Origin of the sequence: Mycobacterium lacus (assembly GCF_010731535.1) — a bacterium.
GTDB lineage: Bacteria > Actinomycetota > Actinomycetes > Mycobacteriales > Mycobacteriaceae > Mycobacterium > Mycobacterium lacus.
This window is the reverse complement of sequence record NZ_AP022581.1, coordinates 283,630-300,821: the sequence shown is the minus strand read 5'-3', so window position 1 is coordinate 300,821 and position 17,192 is coordinate 283,630. Positions and strand designations below refer to the sequence as shown.

Genomic DNA, 17,192 nt, shown 5'->3' with positions numbered 1-17,192 from the left:
CGTGCCGATGTCGGGCCTCGTAGCGGAGGCCGAAGACCCCAGAGCCGTCATCGTGGCGATCCACGGCGGAGGCGAGCTGTTGTGGCACCCGGAGCGGTTGTATCCGTCCGAGGTCCTCACCGGAATCACGGTCTCGCCGGCGGCGCCGGCCTACGAGGACCAGATGGTGTCCGACTGGGCCCGCCAGAACTTCGCGGCGCTCGCCCCGGCCGTGCGCGTCCCCGTGCAATTCAGCATCGCCGAATACGAGCGGGTGTGGCAGACCGATCCCCCGGCGTTGAGCGAGATCGGTGCCCCGTTCACGGGGTGTCCCCGGTTCACCGTCGATCAGCAACCCGAGGCGGGCCACAACATCAGCCTCGGGCACACTGCCGGCGCCTACCACTCGAAGGTCTTTGCCTTTGCCGACGAATGCGTGACCGCATCCGGTTCGGCGACTCCGGCCCGCAACTCGTCAGCGAGGAGTGTCCCATGACCAAATCGAGGCTGGTCTTCGACCCGTTCTCCGAGGAATTCTTCAACGGCGCCTGGGAGACGTACCGGCGGATGCAGGAGGAGGCGCCGGTCTACCACAGCGAGGAGTACGACTTCTACGCGTTGACCCGTCACGAGGATGTGGCCGCCGGGCTCAAGGATTTCGAGACGTATTCGTCTGCCTACGGGATTGACCTGTCGATGGTGCGGTCCGGCAAGCGGACACCGCAGAAGTCGATCATTTTTATGGACCCGCCCGAGCATCGGCACATGCGCAGCCTGCTGAACAGGGTATTCACGCCGCGCGCCATCCAGTCTCAGCGGCCGACGGTCATCGAGAAGATCGAAAAGTACCTCAATGCGGCCGATCCCGAGCGATTCGATGCGGTGCAGGATTTTTCCGCTCCATTCCCGGTCGAGGTGATCACCACGATGCTGGGGGTGCCGCAGGAACACGCGCAGCAGGTGCGCCACTGGATCGACGAGTCGCTGCATCGCGAGCCCGGACAGGTCGAAATCGGCGAGCAGGGCATGCAAGCCAACATCAACACGGCGATGTTGTACTACGAGCTGGTAACGCAACGCCGCGCCGAACCGCGTGACGACCTGTTCACCAAGCTCATCGACGCCGAGATCGAACGTGAAGACGGGCAAAAGACAAGGCTGGACGACATCGAAATCGCCGGCTTTGCAACGCTATTGGGCGGCGCCGGCGCCGAGACCGTCACCAAGCTGGTCGGCAATGTGCCGGTGGTATTCGCCCGCCACCCCGAGCAGTGGCAGAAGCTGCTCGGCGACCGCAGCAAGATCCCGGCCGCGGTCGAAGAACTACTGCGCTACGAGGCGCCGTCCCAATATCAGGTCCGTCGCTCGATGAAAGACGTTGTGTTGCACGGCGTCACGATTCCAGCCGGAAAGCCGGTGTTCCTCATCAACGGTGCGGCCAACCGTGACCCCGCGGCCTGGACGGATCCCGACAGATTCGATATCGACCGCGACCGGCACGAAGCGCTCAACCTGGGATTTGGCTACGGGATTCACAGCTGCCTCGGTGCGGCGCTGGCCCGCATGGAGAGCGCGATCGCGCTGGAGAAGTTGCTCGACTTCATGCCGCGTTTCGAGGTGGACTGGGGAGGCTGCGAGCGCGTCCACATGCAAAACGTTGCCGGGTGGAAGAACGTGCCGGTGAAGGTGCTGCGATGAAAGTCGATGTCGAGTTCGGGCTCTGCGAAAGCAACGGCGTGTGCGTGGGCGTCATCCCGGAGGTCTTCCGCCTCGGCAACGAGAGGCTGACCGTGCTGCAGCCCGTGGTCACGCCGGCGAACGAATCGTTAGTGCGTGAAGCCGTCCGCCGATGCCCGCGTCAAGCGGTCTCCGTAAAGGAGTAGCAACTCGCAAAACACGGATCAATCGACGAGGACGGCGATACGATCGACGTCTCCCAGCGATCGGAGGACCGTGCATGTCGTTTCTCATCGCCGCACCGGAGATGCTCGCAATGGCGGCAACAGATTTGGAGTGTATCGGCGCGGGGATCAGCGCGGGCAACGCGGCCGCGCCCGCCCCGACGACGGCGCTAGCCGCCGCGGCCGCAGACGAGGTATCGACCGCGATCGCAGCGGTGTTCGGCCAGCATGCCCAGGCCTACCAGGCGCTCAGCGCGCGGATGGCGTCGTTTCACGAGCAGTTCGTCAGCGCCCTGAACGCTGGCGCACATACGTACGCCAGCGCGGAGGCCGCCAACGCCTCGCCGTTGCAGGAACTGTTGAACCTGATCAATGCACCCACCCAGGCGCTGCTGGGGCGTCCGCTGATCGGCGACGGCACCGATGGGGCACCGGGAACCGGCCAAAACGGCGGGGCCGGCGGGCTGTTGTTCGGTAACGGCGGCAACGGCGGTTCCGGCGGCGGTGCGCATCCCATTGGCGGCAATGGCGGCGCCGCCGGACTGTTGGGCAATGGCGGCAGTGGTGGGCTAGGCGCCCCAGGTGCGGCCGGCGGAAACGGCGGTGCTGGTGGGCTGCTGTACGGCGCTGGAGGTGCCGGCGGCAACGGCGGCGGCGCCATCGTCGCGGGTGCCAACGGCGGAAACGGCGGAAATGGCGGAAACGCTGGGTTGTTTGGCCAAGGCGGGGCCGCTGGCAACGGCGGCCAGGGCGCGCCCGGTGCCCCCGGTGTCAACCCCAGCCCCCTCCCCGCGGGCCCCCCGGCGAACCCTGGCACCGACGGGGCCAGTCCGGGCGGTGCTTTCGGCGGCCCCGGTGGGCCAGGCTCCGACGGGGTTAGCACCGCCACCCTCGGTCAGCCCGGTGGGCACGGTGGCCGCGGCGGCGATGGCGGCTTTGCCGGCTTTCCTGGCAACGCGCGCGGGGGCGACGGTGGCACGGGAGGTGCCGGCGGCGTCGGCGCCGCGGGTGGCGCGGGCGGTGTCGGCGGAGACGGCATTGCTGACCTCGCGTATGTGTCCGTTGGGGGCGCCGGAGGCACTGGCGGCGCCGGGGGGGCGGGAGCACCCGGCGGTATGGGCGGCACCGGCGGCTTCGGCAACAGTGCCGGAGGTGTCGGTGGCACCGGCGGGAACGGCGGCACCGGAGCTGCGGGCGGTAAAGGCGGCCTCGGCGGCGGCGGCACTGTCGGAGGCAGTGGCGGAGTCGGCGGGGCCGGCGGTGTCGGCGCGGCGGGCGGCGCCGGAGGCAGCGGCGGCGTCGGTGGCAGCGGCGGTCATGGCGGGCTGCTGTTCGGCGACGGCGGCGCCGGCGGCAACGGCGGCGCCGCCGGTGCAGGCGGCGCAGGCGATACGGGCGGCAAAGGCGGAACGGGCGGAGACGGCGGCAACGGGTTCTTGGATGGTGCCGGTGGCGCCGGGGGCGTGGGCGGCAACGGCGGCAACGGCGGCAACGGCGGCAACGGCGGGAACGGCGGCGCGGGCGGCGGCGGCGGTCTGTTCGGCCAGACGGGCGCTGGCGGCGCGGGCGGCACCGGGGCCGCCGGTGGAGCGGGCGGCGGATTCGGCGCGGGCGGCGGTGGCGGATCTGGGATCACGAATGGTCTTGCTGGGGCCCCGGGACAACTCGGCACCGACGGCGTCGATGGTGTCGACGGCCTGACCGGCTAATCGATCAGCACTCGCTAACCGCCTCTCGGGGCAGCATTCGATGCCCCTCGAGCGGCGACCTCCAACACACGGAAAGCAACGAGGCGCTGGTGGGCGACACTGTGCGGCATCGCCCCGGCAGGTGATCTCGATCAGGAAGTGCGGACGCCAGCGCCCGGACCGGCGACGGAAAGTACGGACGCATCAAGGAGGATGCCGATAACCTGCTGCTCCCGCGGCAAATCGCGGCCTCCCGCTTAGAAAGCAATCTCCTTCCGCGATGCGACCCGGCGATGCCGCAACGAACGGTACGTTTCGTGCATGGGCAATGTACTCGATCTGGTCGACCAGGGCATGTTCGCCGGCGAGCGGGCCACCGGAACCACCGCCCTGCTGCAGTGCGTCTGGGTGTACGACCGAGCGATCGACATCGAGGGGTTACGCAAGTTCCATGATCATCTTCAGCGCGGCCGGCTATCCCGCCTCATCGAACGGTCGCCGCTGCCGTTCGGCCGCCATCGCTGGATATCGCACGGCCGACCGTCCGATGTCGAGATCGTTGGCTCGGCCCGGCCGCGTGAACAATTCGACATCTGGCTGACCGAGCAGACCAACGCCCACCTGGATAGCGAGCGCGGGCCCGGCTGGCACCTGGCGACGCTCCCCTTCACCGACGGCGGTTCGGGGTTGAGCCTGGTCATTGCCCATTGCCTCACCGACGGACTCGGGTTGTGCGAGGCGTTGGCGGACGCCGCGTCCGGTCGCGAAGAGGTGCTCAGCTGGCCTGCTGCCGGGTCTCGCCGGCGCGGCCGGGCGGTGGTGGAGGACCTGCGCCAAACCGTGCGCGACATCCCGAGCATCGGCCGCGCCGTAGGCGCCGCGGCACGATTGGCCAAGCGTGGCCACGACCGTGCCGCTACCGCCAGCCCGCTACGTGCCAAACCACCAGCGCCTACCGGACCCGACGAACGAATCGCCCTGCCCATGGCAGCGATCTTCGTCGACGCCGACGAGTGGGACGCCCGCGCACACTCCCTGGGCGGGACCGGCAACGCGCTGCTCGCGGGGTTGGCGGCCCGCCTCGCTCAGCGGGTGGGACGGGTCGCGGAAGACGGCTCCGTCACCTTGGCGATGCCCGTCGACCAGCGCGACGCCGACGATACCGCCGCCAACGCGGTGACGAACATCGACTTCGCGATCGATCCCGCAACCGCGACGACCGACCTTCGCGAAATCCGGGCGGCAATCAAGCGAGCGCTGATCCGCCACCAGGAAGCGCCCGACGAACTGTGGGCACTGCTGCCCATCGTTCCCTTCGTGCCTCGGTGGCTCGCCCGGCGATTAGTCAACGTGGTCGCGGGCAGTCCGCACACCGTAATCTTCTCCAACCTTGGCGCGATCAACCCGGACACCAATCGGCCAGACGGCACCGAAGCCGACTACTTCGCCATGACATCGCTCTTCCCTGGCGTCACCAAGGCGATGATGCATCGCACCGGTGGACGGCTCGCGTTGCTTTCGGCAAGGGTGCACGGAAAGGTTTCCGTCTCGGTCGTCGGGTATCAGCCGGGCCGCCCCAACTCGACCGAGGACTTGCGGCGCAGCCTTTCGAGCGTGCTGAACGACTTCTCGCTTACCGGCACGACGGGCTGGTGACGCCGGCAGCCCGTGAGCGGGGCCCGGGAGGTGTCCCACCCACGAACGAAGAGGTCACCGTGTCTAAACCCGTTGCCGCCGTGAGGACCTGGACGCGCATCGATCCGTTTTCGGTGCTGGGTCGCTTCGTGGTGCGCGCGCCCTGGCTCGCCATCGCCGCATGGATTGCCGCGGTTTTCGTGCTGGCCGTGGCCTTCCCGCCGTTGACGAAGGTGGTCGAACGCCAGACCATGCGGCTGCTGCCGCCCCAAGCCATGGCGGCTGCCGAGCAGATGGCCGCGGACTTCGGTGAATCGGCGCAGAACACCCTCATCGTCGTACTCACCGACCAGCGGGGACTGCAGCCTGCCGATGACAATGCCTACCGCGAGCTGTCAGTCGCGCTACGCGGCGCGAGCAGCGACGTGGCCGGCGTGCAAGACGTCTTGACGACCCCGGCGTTGCGTCCATTATTGGTCAGCGCCGACAATAAGGCGTTTTTCATGGCGGTCACGCTGCGGGCGCCCGTTGGCTCGCCGGACTCTTCGCGGGCCTACCAGCGGATCACCGAAATCGCCAAACACTCCACCGCGGGATCCCAGCTGACCGCGGAGGTGACCGGACAGCCAGCCATGATCGGCGACCTGCTGATCATCAGCGCTCGCGACATGCACATGATCGAGATCGCCACCGCCTTGCTCGTGCTGACCATCCTGGTGGTGATCTACCGACGACCCGTGACCGTGCTGCTGCCATTGGTCACCATCGGAGTTTCGGTGGCGACGGCCCAGGGCGTGGTGTCCGGGTGGGCTCAGCTCGGACTCGGGGTGTCCGCGCTGACGATCGCGTTGATGACGACCATGATCATCGGCGCCGGCACCGACTATGCCGTCTTCTTGATCAGCCGCTACCACGAGAACATTCGCTCTGGCACCGACTCGGACCTCGCTGTGCAGCAGGCGTTGGCGTCCGTGGGCAAAGTCATAGCGGCGTCGGCGGCCACGGTCGCCATCACGTTCCTGTGCATGGTCTTCACCCGCCTCCCCGCGTTCACGAGTGTGGGCCCGGCACTGGCGATTTCGATCACAATCGCGTTTCTTGCCGCCGTCACGCTGTTGCCCGCCGTACTCGTGCTCGCCGGTCGACGCGGCTGGGTGACACCGCGGCGGGAGCTCAGCGGCCGGCTGTGGCGCCGATCGGCCGTTCAGATAGTGCGCCAGCGCGAAGTGCACCTGCTGGCCAGCTTGTTCCTGCTGATCGCGCTGGCGTCCTGTGCGGCCTTCCTGCGCCCCACCTTCAACGACCGCCTGCAGTTGCCGCACTCGGCGCCCAGCAACGTCGGCTTTGCGGCGATGGAGGCCCACTTTTCGACAAGCACGCTGCTGCCGCAATACATCTACGTTCACTCGCCCCACGACCTGCGAACGCCTCGGGACTTGGCCGACCTGGACCAAATGGCACAACGCGTGTCGCAGCTGCCCAATATCGCTGCGGTGCGCGGCATTACCCGTCCTAGTGGCCAGCCGATTGATCAGACCAAGCTCAGCTTTCAAGCCGGAGAGGTCGGCACCAATCTCGAAAATGTCTCGGCACAGATCAACGACCGAGCCGATGACCTTGACGCCCTGACCCGTGGCGCCGACCAACTCGCTGCAACCCTCGCCAAGGTTCGCAACCAGATCCGCGGCGCCAGCGGGTCGGTGACCGGGCTCGCCACCACGCTGAACCGGGCGCAGCAGCAGCTCGCCGCGGCGGCCCAACTTCTGGACACCATCCGCGGTCTTGCGAACGCCGACGGATCCGCTCAGACACTTGCCACCAGCGTCGTCGACTCGGCGGGCCCCATGCTCGACGCCTTGCGCAACAGCCCCCAATGCAGCGCCGACCCCGCGTGCAGCACCGGCCGCTCCCACCTCGAACAGCTCGTCTTGGCGCGCAACAACGGTACCTTCGGCGTCGCGCAGAGCCTGGAATCAGCCGTCCAACAACTGACCACCCTGCTCGCAACGACAAGCGCCAGCCTGCGCACGGCGGGCCTCAACACCCCTGCCGGCGCGCAACAAACGATTGCCCAACTGCTCCACGGCGCCGACGAGCTGACCGAGGGCAGCCGGCAACTGGCCGACGGTGTGCGGGTGCTCGTCGACCAAACCAAGCAGCTGGGTTTGGGCATGAACCAAGCAGCCATGCTGCTGTTGTCGATGAAACGCGACGCGCCGCACAGCTCCATGGCGGGCATGTACATCCCACCCCAGGTGCTCAACTCGGACGACTTCACCAACGCCGCGAAGATGTTCATCTCGCCCGACGGGCATTCGGCGCGCTACATCGTCGAAACGAAATGCGATCCGTTCAGCACCGCCGCGATGGACCAAGTGAAATCTATACTCGACACGGCTCGTGGCGCGCAGCCAAACACGTCACTCGCGGATGCCTCGATATCGGCGGTCGGCACCACTCCGATGTACAGCGCGATCCGCAGCTACTACTTCGGCGACCTTCGACTGGTCGTCATCGCGACGCTGGCGATTGTCTTCTTCATCCTCATCGCGCTACTGCGGGCGATCGTGGCTCCCCTGTATCTCATTGCCTCCGTGGTGCTCTCGTATCTGTCGGCCTTGGGTGTGGGAGTCGTTTTCTTTCAGTTCATCCTTCACCAGGCGATCTCGTCGAACGTGCCACCGACCGCGTTCATCGTCCTGGTCGCCGTTGGGGCGGACTACAACCTGTTGTTGATCACCCGGATTCGTGAAGAGTCAAACACCGGCATCCGCTCGGGCATCATTCGTGCTGTCCGTTCGACGGGGGGTGTCATCACCTCGGCCGGGATAATCTTTGCCGCATCGATGTTCGGTCTGCTGTTCGGCGGCATCTCTACCATGGTGCAAACCGGGTTCATCATCGGCGTCGGCCTGTTGATCGACACCTTCGTGGTGCGAACCATCACGGTGCCGGCACTGGCGGCGATAATCGGGCGGGCGAACTGGTGGCCCGACTACGACCAGCGACGGGTCAGCTCTCGCTGATCGCCCGCTCCGGGCAGCATGCGATGGCCTCCCGGGCAGCGGCCTCCAATTCGTTTGGCACATCGGATGTTATGGCCACCGAGTAGCCGTCATCGGTCAGGCTGAAGACTTCCGGACACAGCGTGACGCATACGCCATGACCGCGACAGCACTGGTCGTCGACCGAGACCTTCATGCCGGCGTGAACTCCAGGTGCAGCTCGGTTAGGCCACGCAGGATATAGGTCGGAACATATTGGTAGCAGCGGTCATTCGCCGGACCATGGACGCGCTCGTCGATCCCGATGTCGGACGTCCGGTCGAGCAGGCGTTCGACCGCCACCCGCGTTTCGGCTCGCGCCAGCGGCGCACCGGGACAGCTGTGGATCCCCCGCCCGAACGACAGGTGTTGCCGGGCGTTCTTGCGCGCGGGATCGAACGTGGTGGGGTCGGCAAACCGGCGCGGATCGCGGTTGGCGGCCGCCTGCAGCACCATCACGGTGGTGCCCGCGGGAAGGTCGACCCCGCCCACGTTTACCGACACCCGGGACAAGCGGAAGTCCCCCTTCACCGGGCTCTCGATGCGCAGCGCCTCCTCGACGAAGTTGGGAATGAGGCTGCGGTCCTTGCGTATTTGATCCTGGATGTCGGGACGCTCCCCGATGATCTGCAACGCCGCCCCCAACAGCCGCACGGTCGTTTCCTGGCCCGCCGAGAAGACGTTGCACGCAACCCGGGCCACGTCTTCGACGTCGGGAACGGAGCCGTCGGGGAAGGTCGCGGTCGCCAGGCCGGTCAGCACGTCGTCGCGGGGCGCGCGGCGGCGCTCCCGAACGTAGTCGCCAAAGGCCCCGTAGAGGAACTCCAGCGGGTTGTGCGCCAGCGCTTCCGTGCCGGTGCCCCCGACACCGCCGCCGGAGTGCCGGCGGATGTTGTTGACGAACGTATCGCGGTCCTCTTCCGGCACCCCCAGCAAGTCGGCGATGACCAGCAGCGTGAAGGGGCCCGCGAATCCCTTGATGAATTCGCCCTGACCCGGAGCCAGGAACCCATCGAGCACCCGATCGGCAAGCACCCACATGGCGTCCTCGTTCTCCTTGAGGCGCTTGGGGGTGATCAGCCGCATCAGCAGCGAGCGATGGTTGGTGTGTGCCGGCGGGTCCAGTGTGGGCAGCTGGTCGCTGAACGGCAGCTCGTCGCGGTGTCGCTCGATGAGCTCGGTCACGTCGTCACCCTCGAGCGGCACCGGAAAGCCGGGAAATGGGCCGGTCACCGAGATGCACGAGGAGAACGTCTCCGCGTCGTTCAACACGCCGACGGCCTCGTCCCAGCCGGTCACCATGGTGACCCCATGATGCTCCTCGCGGGTGACGGGGCACTGCTGCCGAAGCGCCTCGTAGTAGGGGTACGGGTTTTCGACGAGCCGGTGATCGCGGAAGAAGTCCATCTCGGTGACGTCGCGCATGAGAACCTTCCTCTCACAGATGAGTATGACATTTCCGCAGAGAGGTCGCCAACCATCGCCGGATTCACGGTCGAGACAGTTGGGCGGGCACCAGATCGGCCGCGACCGACGCAGACACCCTCAGCCCGCCACGGAAGGTTTCGGTAAGGCCGACGGATTTCGCCGCCAACGCGGCGGCCGCCAGGGCCTTCGCCTTGAACGTCTGCGCGGCCGTGCTCAGCCGATGCTGTACCGGGCCGACGCTACGATCCAGCTCGGCGGGCCAGGTCTCGCCCCACAGCGTGACTTCGGTGACGCCGCGATCGAGGGCGGCAAGCACGCCCCGCCGCACCCGTGAGTCGCATCCGAAAAGATCCGTCGCGGCCGCTAGCGCCTGTGGGCGGGGACGCGTACCCACCGATGCCAGGGCGTCTTCGAGGTCGAGTGTCTGAGCCCCGAGGATGTGCAGCGGCCGATCGTCGGGGTGGTCGGTGAGGAGCACGGTGACATCCCATCCCGCCATTGCCCGGTCGAACAGCCACCCGCCGGCGAACTGCACGACGTCGGCGACAGTGGAGGCGACGACGTCGAGGCGGTATCTCACGTCGTGCTCGGCGGGGCGAAGTCCCGTGCCAATGACCCGGCGTACTCCTCGAACACCTCGGTCAGCGGTAACGAAGGATCGAGCAACCATGTCAGTTCCATTCCGTGGATGAAGGCGAGAACCTCCACTGCCTTGACGGCGGGGTCTATGTCGGTGCGATACCGGCCCTCCGCCTGACCGCGGCGAATGGCCTCGGCGACGATGGCGATCGCATCCCGCTGCCGTGCCACCAGGCGGTCGTGCAGCGGAGCGTCGGGGTGGATGCTCTCCACCAGCAGCACGGTGAACGTGCCCACCAGTTCGGGGGCCCGATTGAACCTGTCGGCCACCTGGGCAATCTCGGCCAGCAGATCACCGCCACGGTCGGCATGGGAGTCGTCGTCGAGGTCACGCTGGTCCAGCACCGCGTGCAGCAACTGCTCCTTCGACTCGAAGTGATGCAGCAACCCGGCGGGGGTGACCCCGGCTTCGCTGGCGATCTGGGCGAGCGTCGTGTTACGCCAGCCGTTGCGTGTCAGGAGCCGCTGCGCGACCGTAAGGATCCGCTGCCTGCGGTCCTCACCCTTGGCGAGAAGCGTGTCGTATGGCCGTGTGCCGGGCACCGTACTCCTCACAACTCGTCTCGCGAACTAACCTACTGAACACACAGTAGGTTGGTTCGCCTACGCTCACAAGAGCGAACGCGCGCGCACTGGGTTAGTGCACCAGCTCGAGCAGGGTGGCGTTGGCGGTGCCGCCACCTTCGCACATGGTTTGCAGCCCGTAGCGAATCCCGTTGTCGCGCATGTGGTGCACCATGCGCGTCATCAGCACCGCACCCGATGCCCCGAGTGGATGCCCCAGCGCGATGGCGCCGCCCAGTGGATTGAGCCGACGCGGATCGGCTCCGGTTTCCGCGAGCCATGCCAATGGCACCGGCGCAAAGGCTTCGTTCACCTCGAAGACGCCAACCTCGTCCAGGGCGACGCCGGCCTTGCGGAGCACCTTCTCGGTGGCCGGAATCGGGCCGGTCAGCATGAGCACCGGATCGGCCCCGGTGACCGCGCCCGCGCGGTAGCGCACCATCGGCGTCAACCCCAGCTCCAAAGCCATCGCCGAGGTGGTCACCAGCAACGCGGCGGCGCCATCGGAGATTTGCGACGAGTTGCCCGCGTGGATGAGACCGTCGGCGACGAACGCGGGCTTGAGGGTTGCCAGTTTCTCGACGCTGGTCCCGCGCCGCACCCCCTCGTCAGCGTTGACGACCGTCCCTCCGTCGACAAAAACCGGCAGGATCTGGCCGATGAAGGCTCCGCGGTCCTGCGCCGCGGCGGCCAGCTCATGGGACCGAACGGAGTATTCGTCGAGCTGGTCGCGCGAGAACCCCCATTTCTTGGCGATCATCTCCGCCGACAGTCCCTGATTGAACGAGAAATCACCATAGCGGGCAAGGACTTTCGGCCCGTAGGGCATCCCGGTCGCCCGGGCCGCACCGAGTGGAACGCGGCTCATGACTTCGACACCACCGGCCACCACGACGTCCTGTTGGCCCGACATCACCGCGTGCACCGCAAAGTCCAGAGCCTGCTGGCTGGAACCGCACGCTCGGTTGACCGTGGTTCCTGGGATGCTCTCCGGCCACCCCGCGGCCAGGACCGCGTAGCGGCCGATGTTGCTGGACTGATCGCCGACCTGGGACACGCATCCCCAGATCACGTCGTCGACGATCCCGGGGCTGATACCAGTGCGTTCCAGCAGTTCGTTGAGGACGACCGCGGACAGGTCGGCGGCGTGCATGCCGGACAATCCGCCGTTGCGCTTCCCGACCGCGGTTCGCACCGCCTCCACGATGACTGCTTCACGCATTGATCCGCTCCTATCTCGGTACCGGCCCCGTTCCGCCACCCCATAATCGCCCAACGTGTAGTGGGTGCGAAAAAAATTCGCCGTGAGCACACGTCGACGTGAGGCCTCAGTAGCTCCGGGGCAGCTTCAGGGCATGGGTCCCCAGGAAGTTGAGGATCATCTCCTGGCTGATCGGCGCGATCTTCATCAGCCGGGACTCACGGAAGTAGCGCGCGACGTGGTATTCCTCCGCGTAGCCCATGCCGCCGAGGGTTTGCAAGGCCCGGTCCGCGGCGGCAAAGCCGGCATCGGCGCACAGGTACTTGGCCGTATTCGCTTCACGCCCACAGGGTTTGCCGTTGTCGTAGAGCCACGTCGCCTTGCGCAGCATCAGCTCGGCGGCGTCCAGCCGGGCCAGCGAGTCGGCGAGCGGGAACTGGATGCCCTGGTTCATGCCGATCGGCCGGCCGAAGACCTCGCGTTCGTTGGCGTATTTCACCGCCTTGTCCAGTGCCACCCTGCCGATCCCTAACGCTTCGGCCGCGATCAGCATCCGCTCCGGGTTCAGTCCATCCAGGATGTACTGGAATCCCTTGCCTTCCTCGCCGATTCGGTCCTCGACGGGAATCTCCAAGTTGTCGATGAACAGCTCGTTGGAGCTCACGGCGTTGCGTCCCATCTTGCGGATGGGACGGATGTCGATGCGACTGCGGTCAAGGTCGGTGAGAAACAGCGTCATGCCGTCGGTCTTCTTGGTTTCGTCGTACGACTTTGTGCGGGTCAGCAGCAGTATCTTGTCGGACTCCATCGCCTTGGAAATCCATATCTTGCGGCCGTTGACCACATAGCGACCGCCGTCGCGTTTGGCGAAGGTGGTGATGCGCGACGTGTCAAGCCCCGCACCGGGTTCGGTGACGCCGAAGCAGACATGCACCTCACCGGTCGCGACGGACGGCAACGTGCGCGCCTTGAGTTCCTCGGAGCCGTGCACCACCACGGGATGCATACCGAAGATCGACAGGTGGATGGAGCTGGCGGCATTCATGGCGCCACCGGACTTGGCGACCTCCTCGAGCAGGATCGTTGCTTCGGTGATGCCCAGGCCATGGCCGCCGTACTCGGTTGGAATCGTCATCCCCAGCCAGCCGCCGTCGGCTATGGCGCGGTAGAACTCGGCCGGAAACTCGTGCGCCTCATCCTTTTCCATCCAGTAGTGGTCGTCGAACTTACGCACCAACTCCGCGACCGAGCGGCGAATCAGCTCCTGGTCTTCGGTCAGCTCAAAATCCATTCACCGCGCCTTTCCTGAGCGCGAGCAGACGCAGAATCGCACGATTGCTGCCCCAACAATGCGATTCTGTGTCTGCTCACGAGGCAACCGGCGCCCTCAATCCTGGTTGCCGGTCAGCTCTTTCGCGCTGGCGGCAAACTCCGCGAACGACGAACCCGCACGCTCGTCCTTGTGGTGGCTCAGCGCCCGAATCGACACGTCGTGACCCTCGGCCGCCTTGCGCAGTGCGCCGACGGTCGCTTGCTCCCGCGTGATGTGGGTGAACGGGTCGAACGAGTACCAGCGCATCGCGTTCTCGTGTGTCATCTTGTTGATCTCGTCGTCTGGCACGTTGTTCACCGACAGGACGTCCCATAGCTCCTCGGGCGCGCCCGGCCACATGGAGTCGCTGTGCGGGTAGTCGGCCTCCCAGCAGATGTTGTCGATGCCGATCATGTTGCGCAGCGCCACACCCACCTTGTCGCTGATGAAGCAGGTCAGGAAGTGCTCGCGGAACACGTCGGACGGCAGCTTGTCGCCGAAGTTCTGATGCGTCCACGTCGAGTGCATCTCGTAGGTCCGGTCGGCGCGCTCCAGGAAGTAGGGAATCCATCCGGTCCCACCCTCCGACAACGCGATCTTGAGGTCCGGATACTCCTTGATCGGCCGCGACCAAAGTAGGTCCGCGGCGGCCTGCACGATGTTCATCGGCTGCAGCGTGATCATCACGTCCATCGGCGCATCGGGCGCGGTGATCGCGAGCCGCCCCGAGGATCCAATGTGGATATTCATCACGGTGTTGGTGTCGCACAACGCTTTCCACAGCGGATTCCAGTACTCGTTGTGGAAGCTGGGGTATCCCATCGCGGCCGGGTTCTCGGTGAAGGTCAGCGCGTGCACACCCTTCTTCGCGACCCGCCGCACCTCGGCGGCGCACGCCTCGGCGTCCCAGATTACCGGTATCGCCATCGGGATGAACCGCGCCGGATACGCCCCGCACCACTCGTCGATGTGCCAGTCGTTGTAGGCCTGCACCAGGGCCACCGAGAAGTCGGGATCATCGGTCGCGAACAGGCGCCCGGCAAAGCCCGGGAACGAGGGGAAGCAGATCGAGGCCAGGATGCCGCCGGCGTTCATGTCCTTGACGCGCTCGTCGACGTTGTAGCAGCCCGGCCGGATCTCGTCCAGACCCGTGGGCTCGATCCCGTACTCCTCCTTGGGCCGGCCAGCCACCGCGTTGAGCGCCACGTTCGGAATGACGGTGTCGCGGAACTTCCACATGTCCGAGCCGTCGGGGTTGTGCACCAACCGGGGCGCGTCGTCCAGATACTTCGACGACAGGTGGTTCTTGAACATGTTCGGCGGTTCGACGGTATGGTCGTCGACGCTGATCAGGATCATGTCCTCTTTGTTCATGGCCGGCTTCCTCTCCATTGAGTCCATCGGGTTCATTGAGTACGCCCCCGCCGCATACGCCAACCTCCCTGCTACTGAAAACTATCTTCTCGCCAAGTGAGAATCAACATCCAGCGAGCGTGCGCGGCTCGGTCCGCGCGCAACGACTAGGCAAATTGCGCCCTTCGGAGCGGCATCGGGCAACCCGGCGCCACCGGGCCGCAGCCAGCTCGGCGGACCCCACCGGCGAGCATTGACCGGCAGGCCCGATCGTGCAAGTCTATTAGTTAGAAATGAGAATCTAATTCTCTTTGGTCGAGAGGAGCTGGCCGGATGCGCCTGCAGCCGCTGCCTGCCGATCAGTGGGACGAGGCCGTGCGGCGATCGTTGGCCGACATGCTGCCCCCGGAGCGCCGCAATCCGCGCGATGCGGGCAACGCGCTCGCGACGTTCGCCCGTCACCCCGCGCTGGCCAAGGCCTTCCTCGGCTTCAACATCCACCTCTTGTTCGGATCCACGCTGCCGCCCCGGGTTCGCGAGCTCGCCATCCTGCGCATCGCGCATCGTCGAGATTGCACCTACGAGTGGACCCATCACGTGGCCCTGGCCACCAAAGCCGGAATCGCCGATGACGAGATAGCCGCGGTTCGCCGGGGTGAGGCGGCCGACGAGTTCGAGCGCGCCGTGCTTGCCGGGGTCGACGAGCTCGACGAGAAATCCCGGTTGTCCGCCGAGAGCTGGGCAGCCCTCGGCGAACGCTTAGACGACCGCCAACGCATGGATTACGTCTTTACCGTCGGCTGCTACGCGCTACTGGCCATGGCCTTCAACACCTTCGGTGTCGAGGTAGAAAGGTAGATCCTTGCCCCACTTCGCGAAACCAGCCGCGGGAAGCTGGACGCAAAATTATCCCGAACTGGGCACCGCACCGGTCGACTACACCGACTCGGTTGATCCTGCATTCTTCGAAACCGAGCGTGAGGCGATCTTCAAGCGCACGTGGCTCAACGTTGGTCGGGTCGAGCGGCTACCGCGCACCGGCAGCTATTTCACCAAGGAGCTTCCCTCCGCCGGCCGTGGCATGTCGGTGATCGTCGTCAAGACCAAGGACGGGTCCGTCAAGGCCTTTCACAATCTCTGTCGCCACCGCGGAAACAAGCTGGTGTGGAACGACTATCCGCATGAGGAGACCTCGGGCACCTGCCGGCAGTTCACCTGCAAGTACCACGCCTGGCGCTACAGCCTCGACGGGGAATTGACCTTCATCCAGCAGGAGGATGAGTTTTTCGACGTCGACAAGAGCCGGTACGGACTCGTGCCGGTGCGCTGCGAGGTCTGGGAGGGGTTCATCTTCGTCAACCTCGACCAGCACGCAAAGCCGCTCGCCGATTACCTCGGACCACTGGCCAAGGGCATCGAGGGATACCCCTTCCACGAGATGACCGAGGTGTACTCGTACAAGGCCGAGGTCGGCAGCAACTGGAAGCTGTTCATCGATGCCTTCGCCGAGTTCTACCACGCTCCCGTGCTGCACCAGGGCCAGTACACGAAGGAAGAAGCCGCCAAGATCTTGAAGTACGGCTTCGAGGCGCTGCACTACGAGGTGGCGAGCCCGCACGGGATGATCTCGGTATGGGGAGGTCAGTCACCGCCCGCGGACCTGAACATGGTGAAGCCGATGGACCGGGTGCTGCGCAGCGGACTGTTCGGGCCATGGGAACGGCCCGACATCGAGGGCCTTGATCCGCTGCCGCCCGGCGTCAACCCGGCGAAAGCCAAACAATGGGGCATAGATTCGTTCCACTTCTTCCCCAACTTCATGCTGCTGATCTGGGCACCCGGCTGGTATCTCACCTACCACTACTGGCCGACCGCCGTCGACAAGCACATCTTCGAGGGGACCCTGTACTTCGTGCCACCCAAGAACGCCCGCGAGCGATTGGCCCAGGAGCTGGCCGCGGTGACGTTCAAAGAGTATGCGCTGCAGGACGCCAACACCTTGGAAGCCACGCAAACCATGATCGGCACCAAGGTGGTCCGCGACTTCCCGCTCTGCGATCAAGAAATCCTGTTGCGCAGCCTGCACAAGGTGGCCGGGGACTACGTCAAGGAGTACAGCAACAATGGCGCTGCCCGCTGAATTCGAGGATCTTGAGCCCTACCGGGATTGGGACCTCGCCACCGAACCCGAGCGCTACGCCAAACGGCTGGCCTCGTCGATGACCGAGATGCAGGCCTTTTACGACGCCGCGTTCCCCCGCGTGAACGACGTGATCGCCTACTGCGACAAGTTTCCGATGGACAACCTGCCCGAAGACGCGCGGACACTCATGCACATGATGCAGTCCCTCATCACCGTGTCGTTCCCCATCGAGGCCTGGAAGCAGCCGAAGGTGCCCGACAGCGGGGCCACCTACCTGGACTGCGTCAGGGAACCGGTGATCTGAA

At 65.8% G+C, this 17,192-nt stretch carries 16 protein-coding genes; 9 read left to right on the top strand and 7 right to left on the bottom strand.

Features of this window, described 5'->3' with window-relative positions:
- Positions 1-7 precede the first annotated feature (7 nt).
- The 6 genes from G6N24_RS01440 to G6N24_RS01415 all read left to right on the top strand — a co-directional run bounded on the left by G6N24_RS01440 (position 8) and on the right by G6N24_RS01415 (position 8,229).
- Positions 8-475, top strand: a complete 468-nt coding sequence (locus tag G6N24_RS01440; RefSeq protein WP_085156054.1) for a hypothetical protein — start codon at positions 8-10, stop codon at positions 473-475.
- Positions 472-1,677 carry a cytochrome P450 gene (locus G6N24_RS01435; RefSeq protein WP_085155951.1) on the top strand — a complete coding sequence of 402 codons (1,206 nt, stop codon included), beginning with the start codon at positions 472-474 and terminating at the stop codon, positions 1,675-1,677. Before G6N24_RS01440 ends, G6N24_RS01435 begins: the two co-directional genes overlap by 4 nt.
- Positions 1,674-1,862, top strand: coding sequence for a ferredoxin (locus tag G6N24_RS01430; RefSeq protein ID WP_085155953.1), 189 nt, complete (start codon positions 1,674-1,676; stop codon positions 1,860-1,862). Before G6N24_RS01435 ends, G6N24_RS01430 begins: the two co-directional genes overlap by 4 nt.
- A gap of 74 nt (positions 1,863-1,936) precedes the next feature.
- Positions 1,937-3,589, top strand: coding sequence for a PE family protein (locus tag G6N24_RS01425; RefSeq protein ID WP_085155956.1), 1,653 nt, complete (start codon positions 1,937-1,939; stop codon positions 3,587-3,589).
- Positions 3,590-3,889: 300 nt separating this feature from the next.
- A complete protein-coding gene (locus G6N24_RS01420) occupies positions 3,890-5,224 on the top strand; it encodes a hypothetical protein (protein WP_085155959.1) in 1,335 nt (444 codons plus the stop codon).
- 59 nt (positions 5,225-5,283) lie between these two features.
- Positions 5,284-8,229, top strand: a complete 2,946-nt coding sequence (locus G6N24_RS01415) for an MMPL/RND family transporter (protein WP_085156057.1) — start codon at positions 5,284-5,286, stop codon at positions 8,227-8,229.
- Here the strand turns inward: G6N24_RS01415 and G6N24_RS01410 are convergent.
- The 7 genes from G6N24_RS01410 to G6N24_RS01380 all read right to left on the bottom strand — a co-directional run bounded on the left by G6N24_RS01410 (position 8,216) and on the right by G6N24_RS01380 (position 14,765).
- A complete protein-coding gene (locus G6N24_RS01410; RefSeq protein ID WP_085155961.1) occupies positions 8,216-8,404 on the bottom strand; it encodes a ferredoxin in 189 nt (62 codons plus the stop codon). The genes G6N24_RS01415 and G6N24_RS01410 overlap by 14 nt on opposite strands.
- Positions 8,401-9,672 (bottom strand): cytochrome P450, encoded by a 1,272-nt coding sequence (locus G6N24_RS01405; RefSeq protein WP_085155964.1) that lies wholly within the window; start codon positions 9,670-9,672, stop codon positions 8,401-8,403. The genes G6N24_RS01410 and G6N24_RS01405 overlap by 4 nt, the downstream gene beginning before the upstream one ends.
- A 64-nt stretch (positions 9,673-9,736) precedes the next feature.
- Positions 9,737-10,255 (bottom strand): hypothetical protein, encoded by a 519-nt coding sequence (locus tag G6N24_RS01400; protein ID WP_085155967.1) that lies wholly within the window; start codon positions 10,253-10,255, stop codon positions 9,737-9,739.
- The gene (locus G6N24_RS01395) at positions 10,252-10,857 is read right to left on the bottom strand and encodes a TetR/AcrR family transcriptional regulator (protein WP_085155970.1); all 606 of its coding nucleotides are present in this window, start codon (positions 10,855-10,857) and stop codon (positions 10,252-10,254) included. Before G6N24_RS01395 ends, G6N24_RS01400 begins: the two co-directional genes overlap by 4 nt.
- A gap of 94 nt (positions 10,858-10,951) precedes the next feature.
- Positions 10,952-12,100 carry a thiolase family protein gene (locus G6N24_RS01390; protein WP_085156060.1) on the bottom strand — a complete coding sequence of 383 codons (1,149 nt, stop codon included), beginning with the start codon at positions 12,098-12,100 and terminating at the stop codon, positions 10,952-10,954.
- Positions 12,101-12,206: 106 nt separating this feature from the next.
- Positions 12,207-13,370: an acyl-CoA dehydrogenase family protein gene (locus G6N24_RS01385; RefSeq protein WP_085155973.1), complete on the bottom strand. Its 1,164-nt coding sequence runs from the start codon at positions 13,368-13,370 to the stop codon at positions 12,207-12,209.
- Between the two features lie 96 nt (positions 13,371-13,466).
- Positions 13,467-14,765 (bottom strand): amidohydrolase family protein, encoded by a 1,299-nt coding sequence (locus G6N24_RS01380; RefSeq protein ID WP_085155976.1) that lies wholly within the window; start codon positions 14,763-14,765, stop codon positions 13,467-13,469.
- A 312-nt stretch (positions 14,766-15,077) separates the two neighbouring features.
- Between G6N24_RS01380 and G6N24_RS01375 the strand changes: the two genes are divergently transcribed.
- From G6N24_RS01375 to G6N24_RS01365, 3 genes are read left to right on the top strand one after another with little or no spacing between them, the layout of a single operon-like run.
- Positions 15,078-15,602 (top strand): carboxymuconolactone decarboxylase family protein, encoded by a 525-nt coding sequence (locus G6N24_RS01375; protein WP_085155979.1) that lies wholly within the window; start codon positions 15,078-15,080, stop codon positions 15,600-15,602.
- Positions 15,603-15,606: 4 nt separating this feature from the next.
- A complete protein-coding gene (locus G6N24_RS01370) occupies positions 15,607-16,884 on the top strand; it encodes an aromatic ring-hydroxylating oxygenase subunit alpha (protein ID WP_085155982.1) in 1,278 nt (425 codons plus the stop codon).
- Positions 16,868-17,191 (top strand): hypothetical protein, encoded by a 324-nt coding sequence (locus G6N24_RS01365; RefSeq protein WP_085155985.1) that lies wholly within the window; start codon positions 16,868-16,870, stop codon positions 17,189-17,191. The genes G6N24_RS01370 and G6N24_RS01365 overlap by 17 nt, the downstream gene beginning before the upstream one ends.
- Position 17,192 lies beyond the last annotated feature (1 nt).

What these genes read in the sequence shown, in the direction of transcription:
- G6N24_RS01440 (WP_085156054.1), top strand. Translation starts at nt 8, where the DNA reads ATGTCGGGCCTCGTAGCGGAGGCCGAAGACCCCAGAGCCGTCATCGTG.
- G6N24_RS01435 (WP_085155951.1), top strand. Translation starts at nt 472, where the DNA reads ATGACCAAATCGAGGCTGGTCTTCGACCCGTTCTCCGAGGAATTCTTC.
- G6N24_RS01430 (WP_085155953.1), top strand. Translation starts at nt 1,674, where the DNA reads ATGAAAGTCGATGTCGAGTTCGGGCTCTGCGAAAGCAACGGCGTGTGC.
- G6N24_RS01425 (WP_085155956.1), top strand. Translation starts at nt 1,937, where the DNA reads ATGTCGTTTCTCATCGCCGCACCGGAGATGCTCGCAATGGCGGCAACA.
- G6N24_RS01420 (WP_085155959.1), top strand. Translation starts at nt 3,890, where the DNA reads ATGGGCAATGTACTCGATCTGGTCGACCAGGGCATGTTCGCCGGCGAG.
- G6N24_RS01410 (WP_085155961.1), bottom strand. Translation starts at nt 8,404, where the DNA reads ATGAAGGTCTCGGTCGACGACCAGTGCTGTCGCGGTCATGGCGTATGC.
- G6N24_RS01405 (WP_085155964.1), bottom strand. Translation starts at nt 9,672, where the DNA reads ATGCGCGACGTCACCGAGATGGACTTCTTCCGCGATCACCGGCTCGTC.
- G6N24_RS01390 (WP_085156060.1), bottom strand. Translation starts at nt 12,100, where the DNA reads ATGCGTGAAGCAGTCATCGTGGAGGCGGTGCGAACCGCGGTCGGGAAG.
- G6N24_RS01385 (WP_085155973.1), bottom strand. Translation starts at nt 13,370, where the DNA reads ATGGATTTTGAGCTGACCGAAGACCAGGAGCTGATTCGCCGCTCGGTC.
- G6N24_RS01380 (WP_085155976.1), bottom strand. Translation starts at nt 14,765, where the DNA reads ATGAACAAAGAGGACATGATCCTGATCAGCGTCGACGACCATACCGTC.
- G6N24_RS01375 (WP_085155979.1), top strand. Translation starts at nt 15,078, where the DNA reads ATGCGCCTGCAGCCGCTGCCTGCCGATCAGTGGGACGAGGCCGTGCGG.
- G6N24_RS01365 (WP_085155985.1), top strand. Translation starts at nt 16,868, where the DNA reads ATGGCGCTGCCCGCTGAATTCGAGGATCTTGAGCCCTACCGGGATTGG.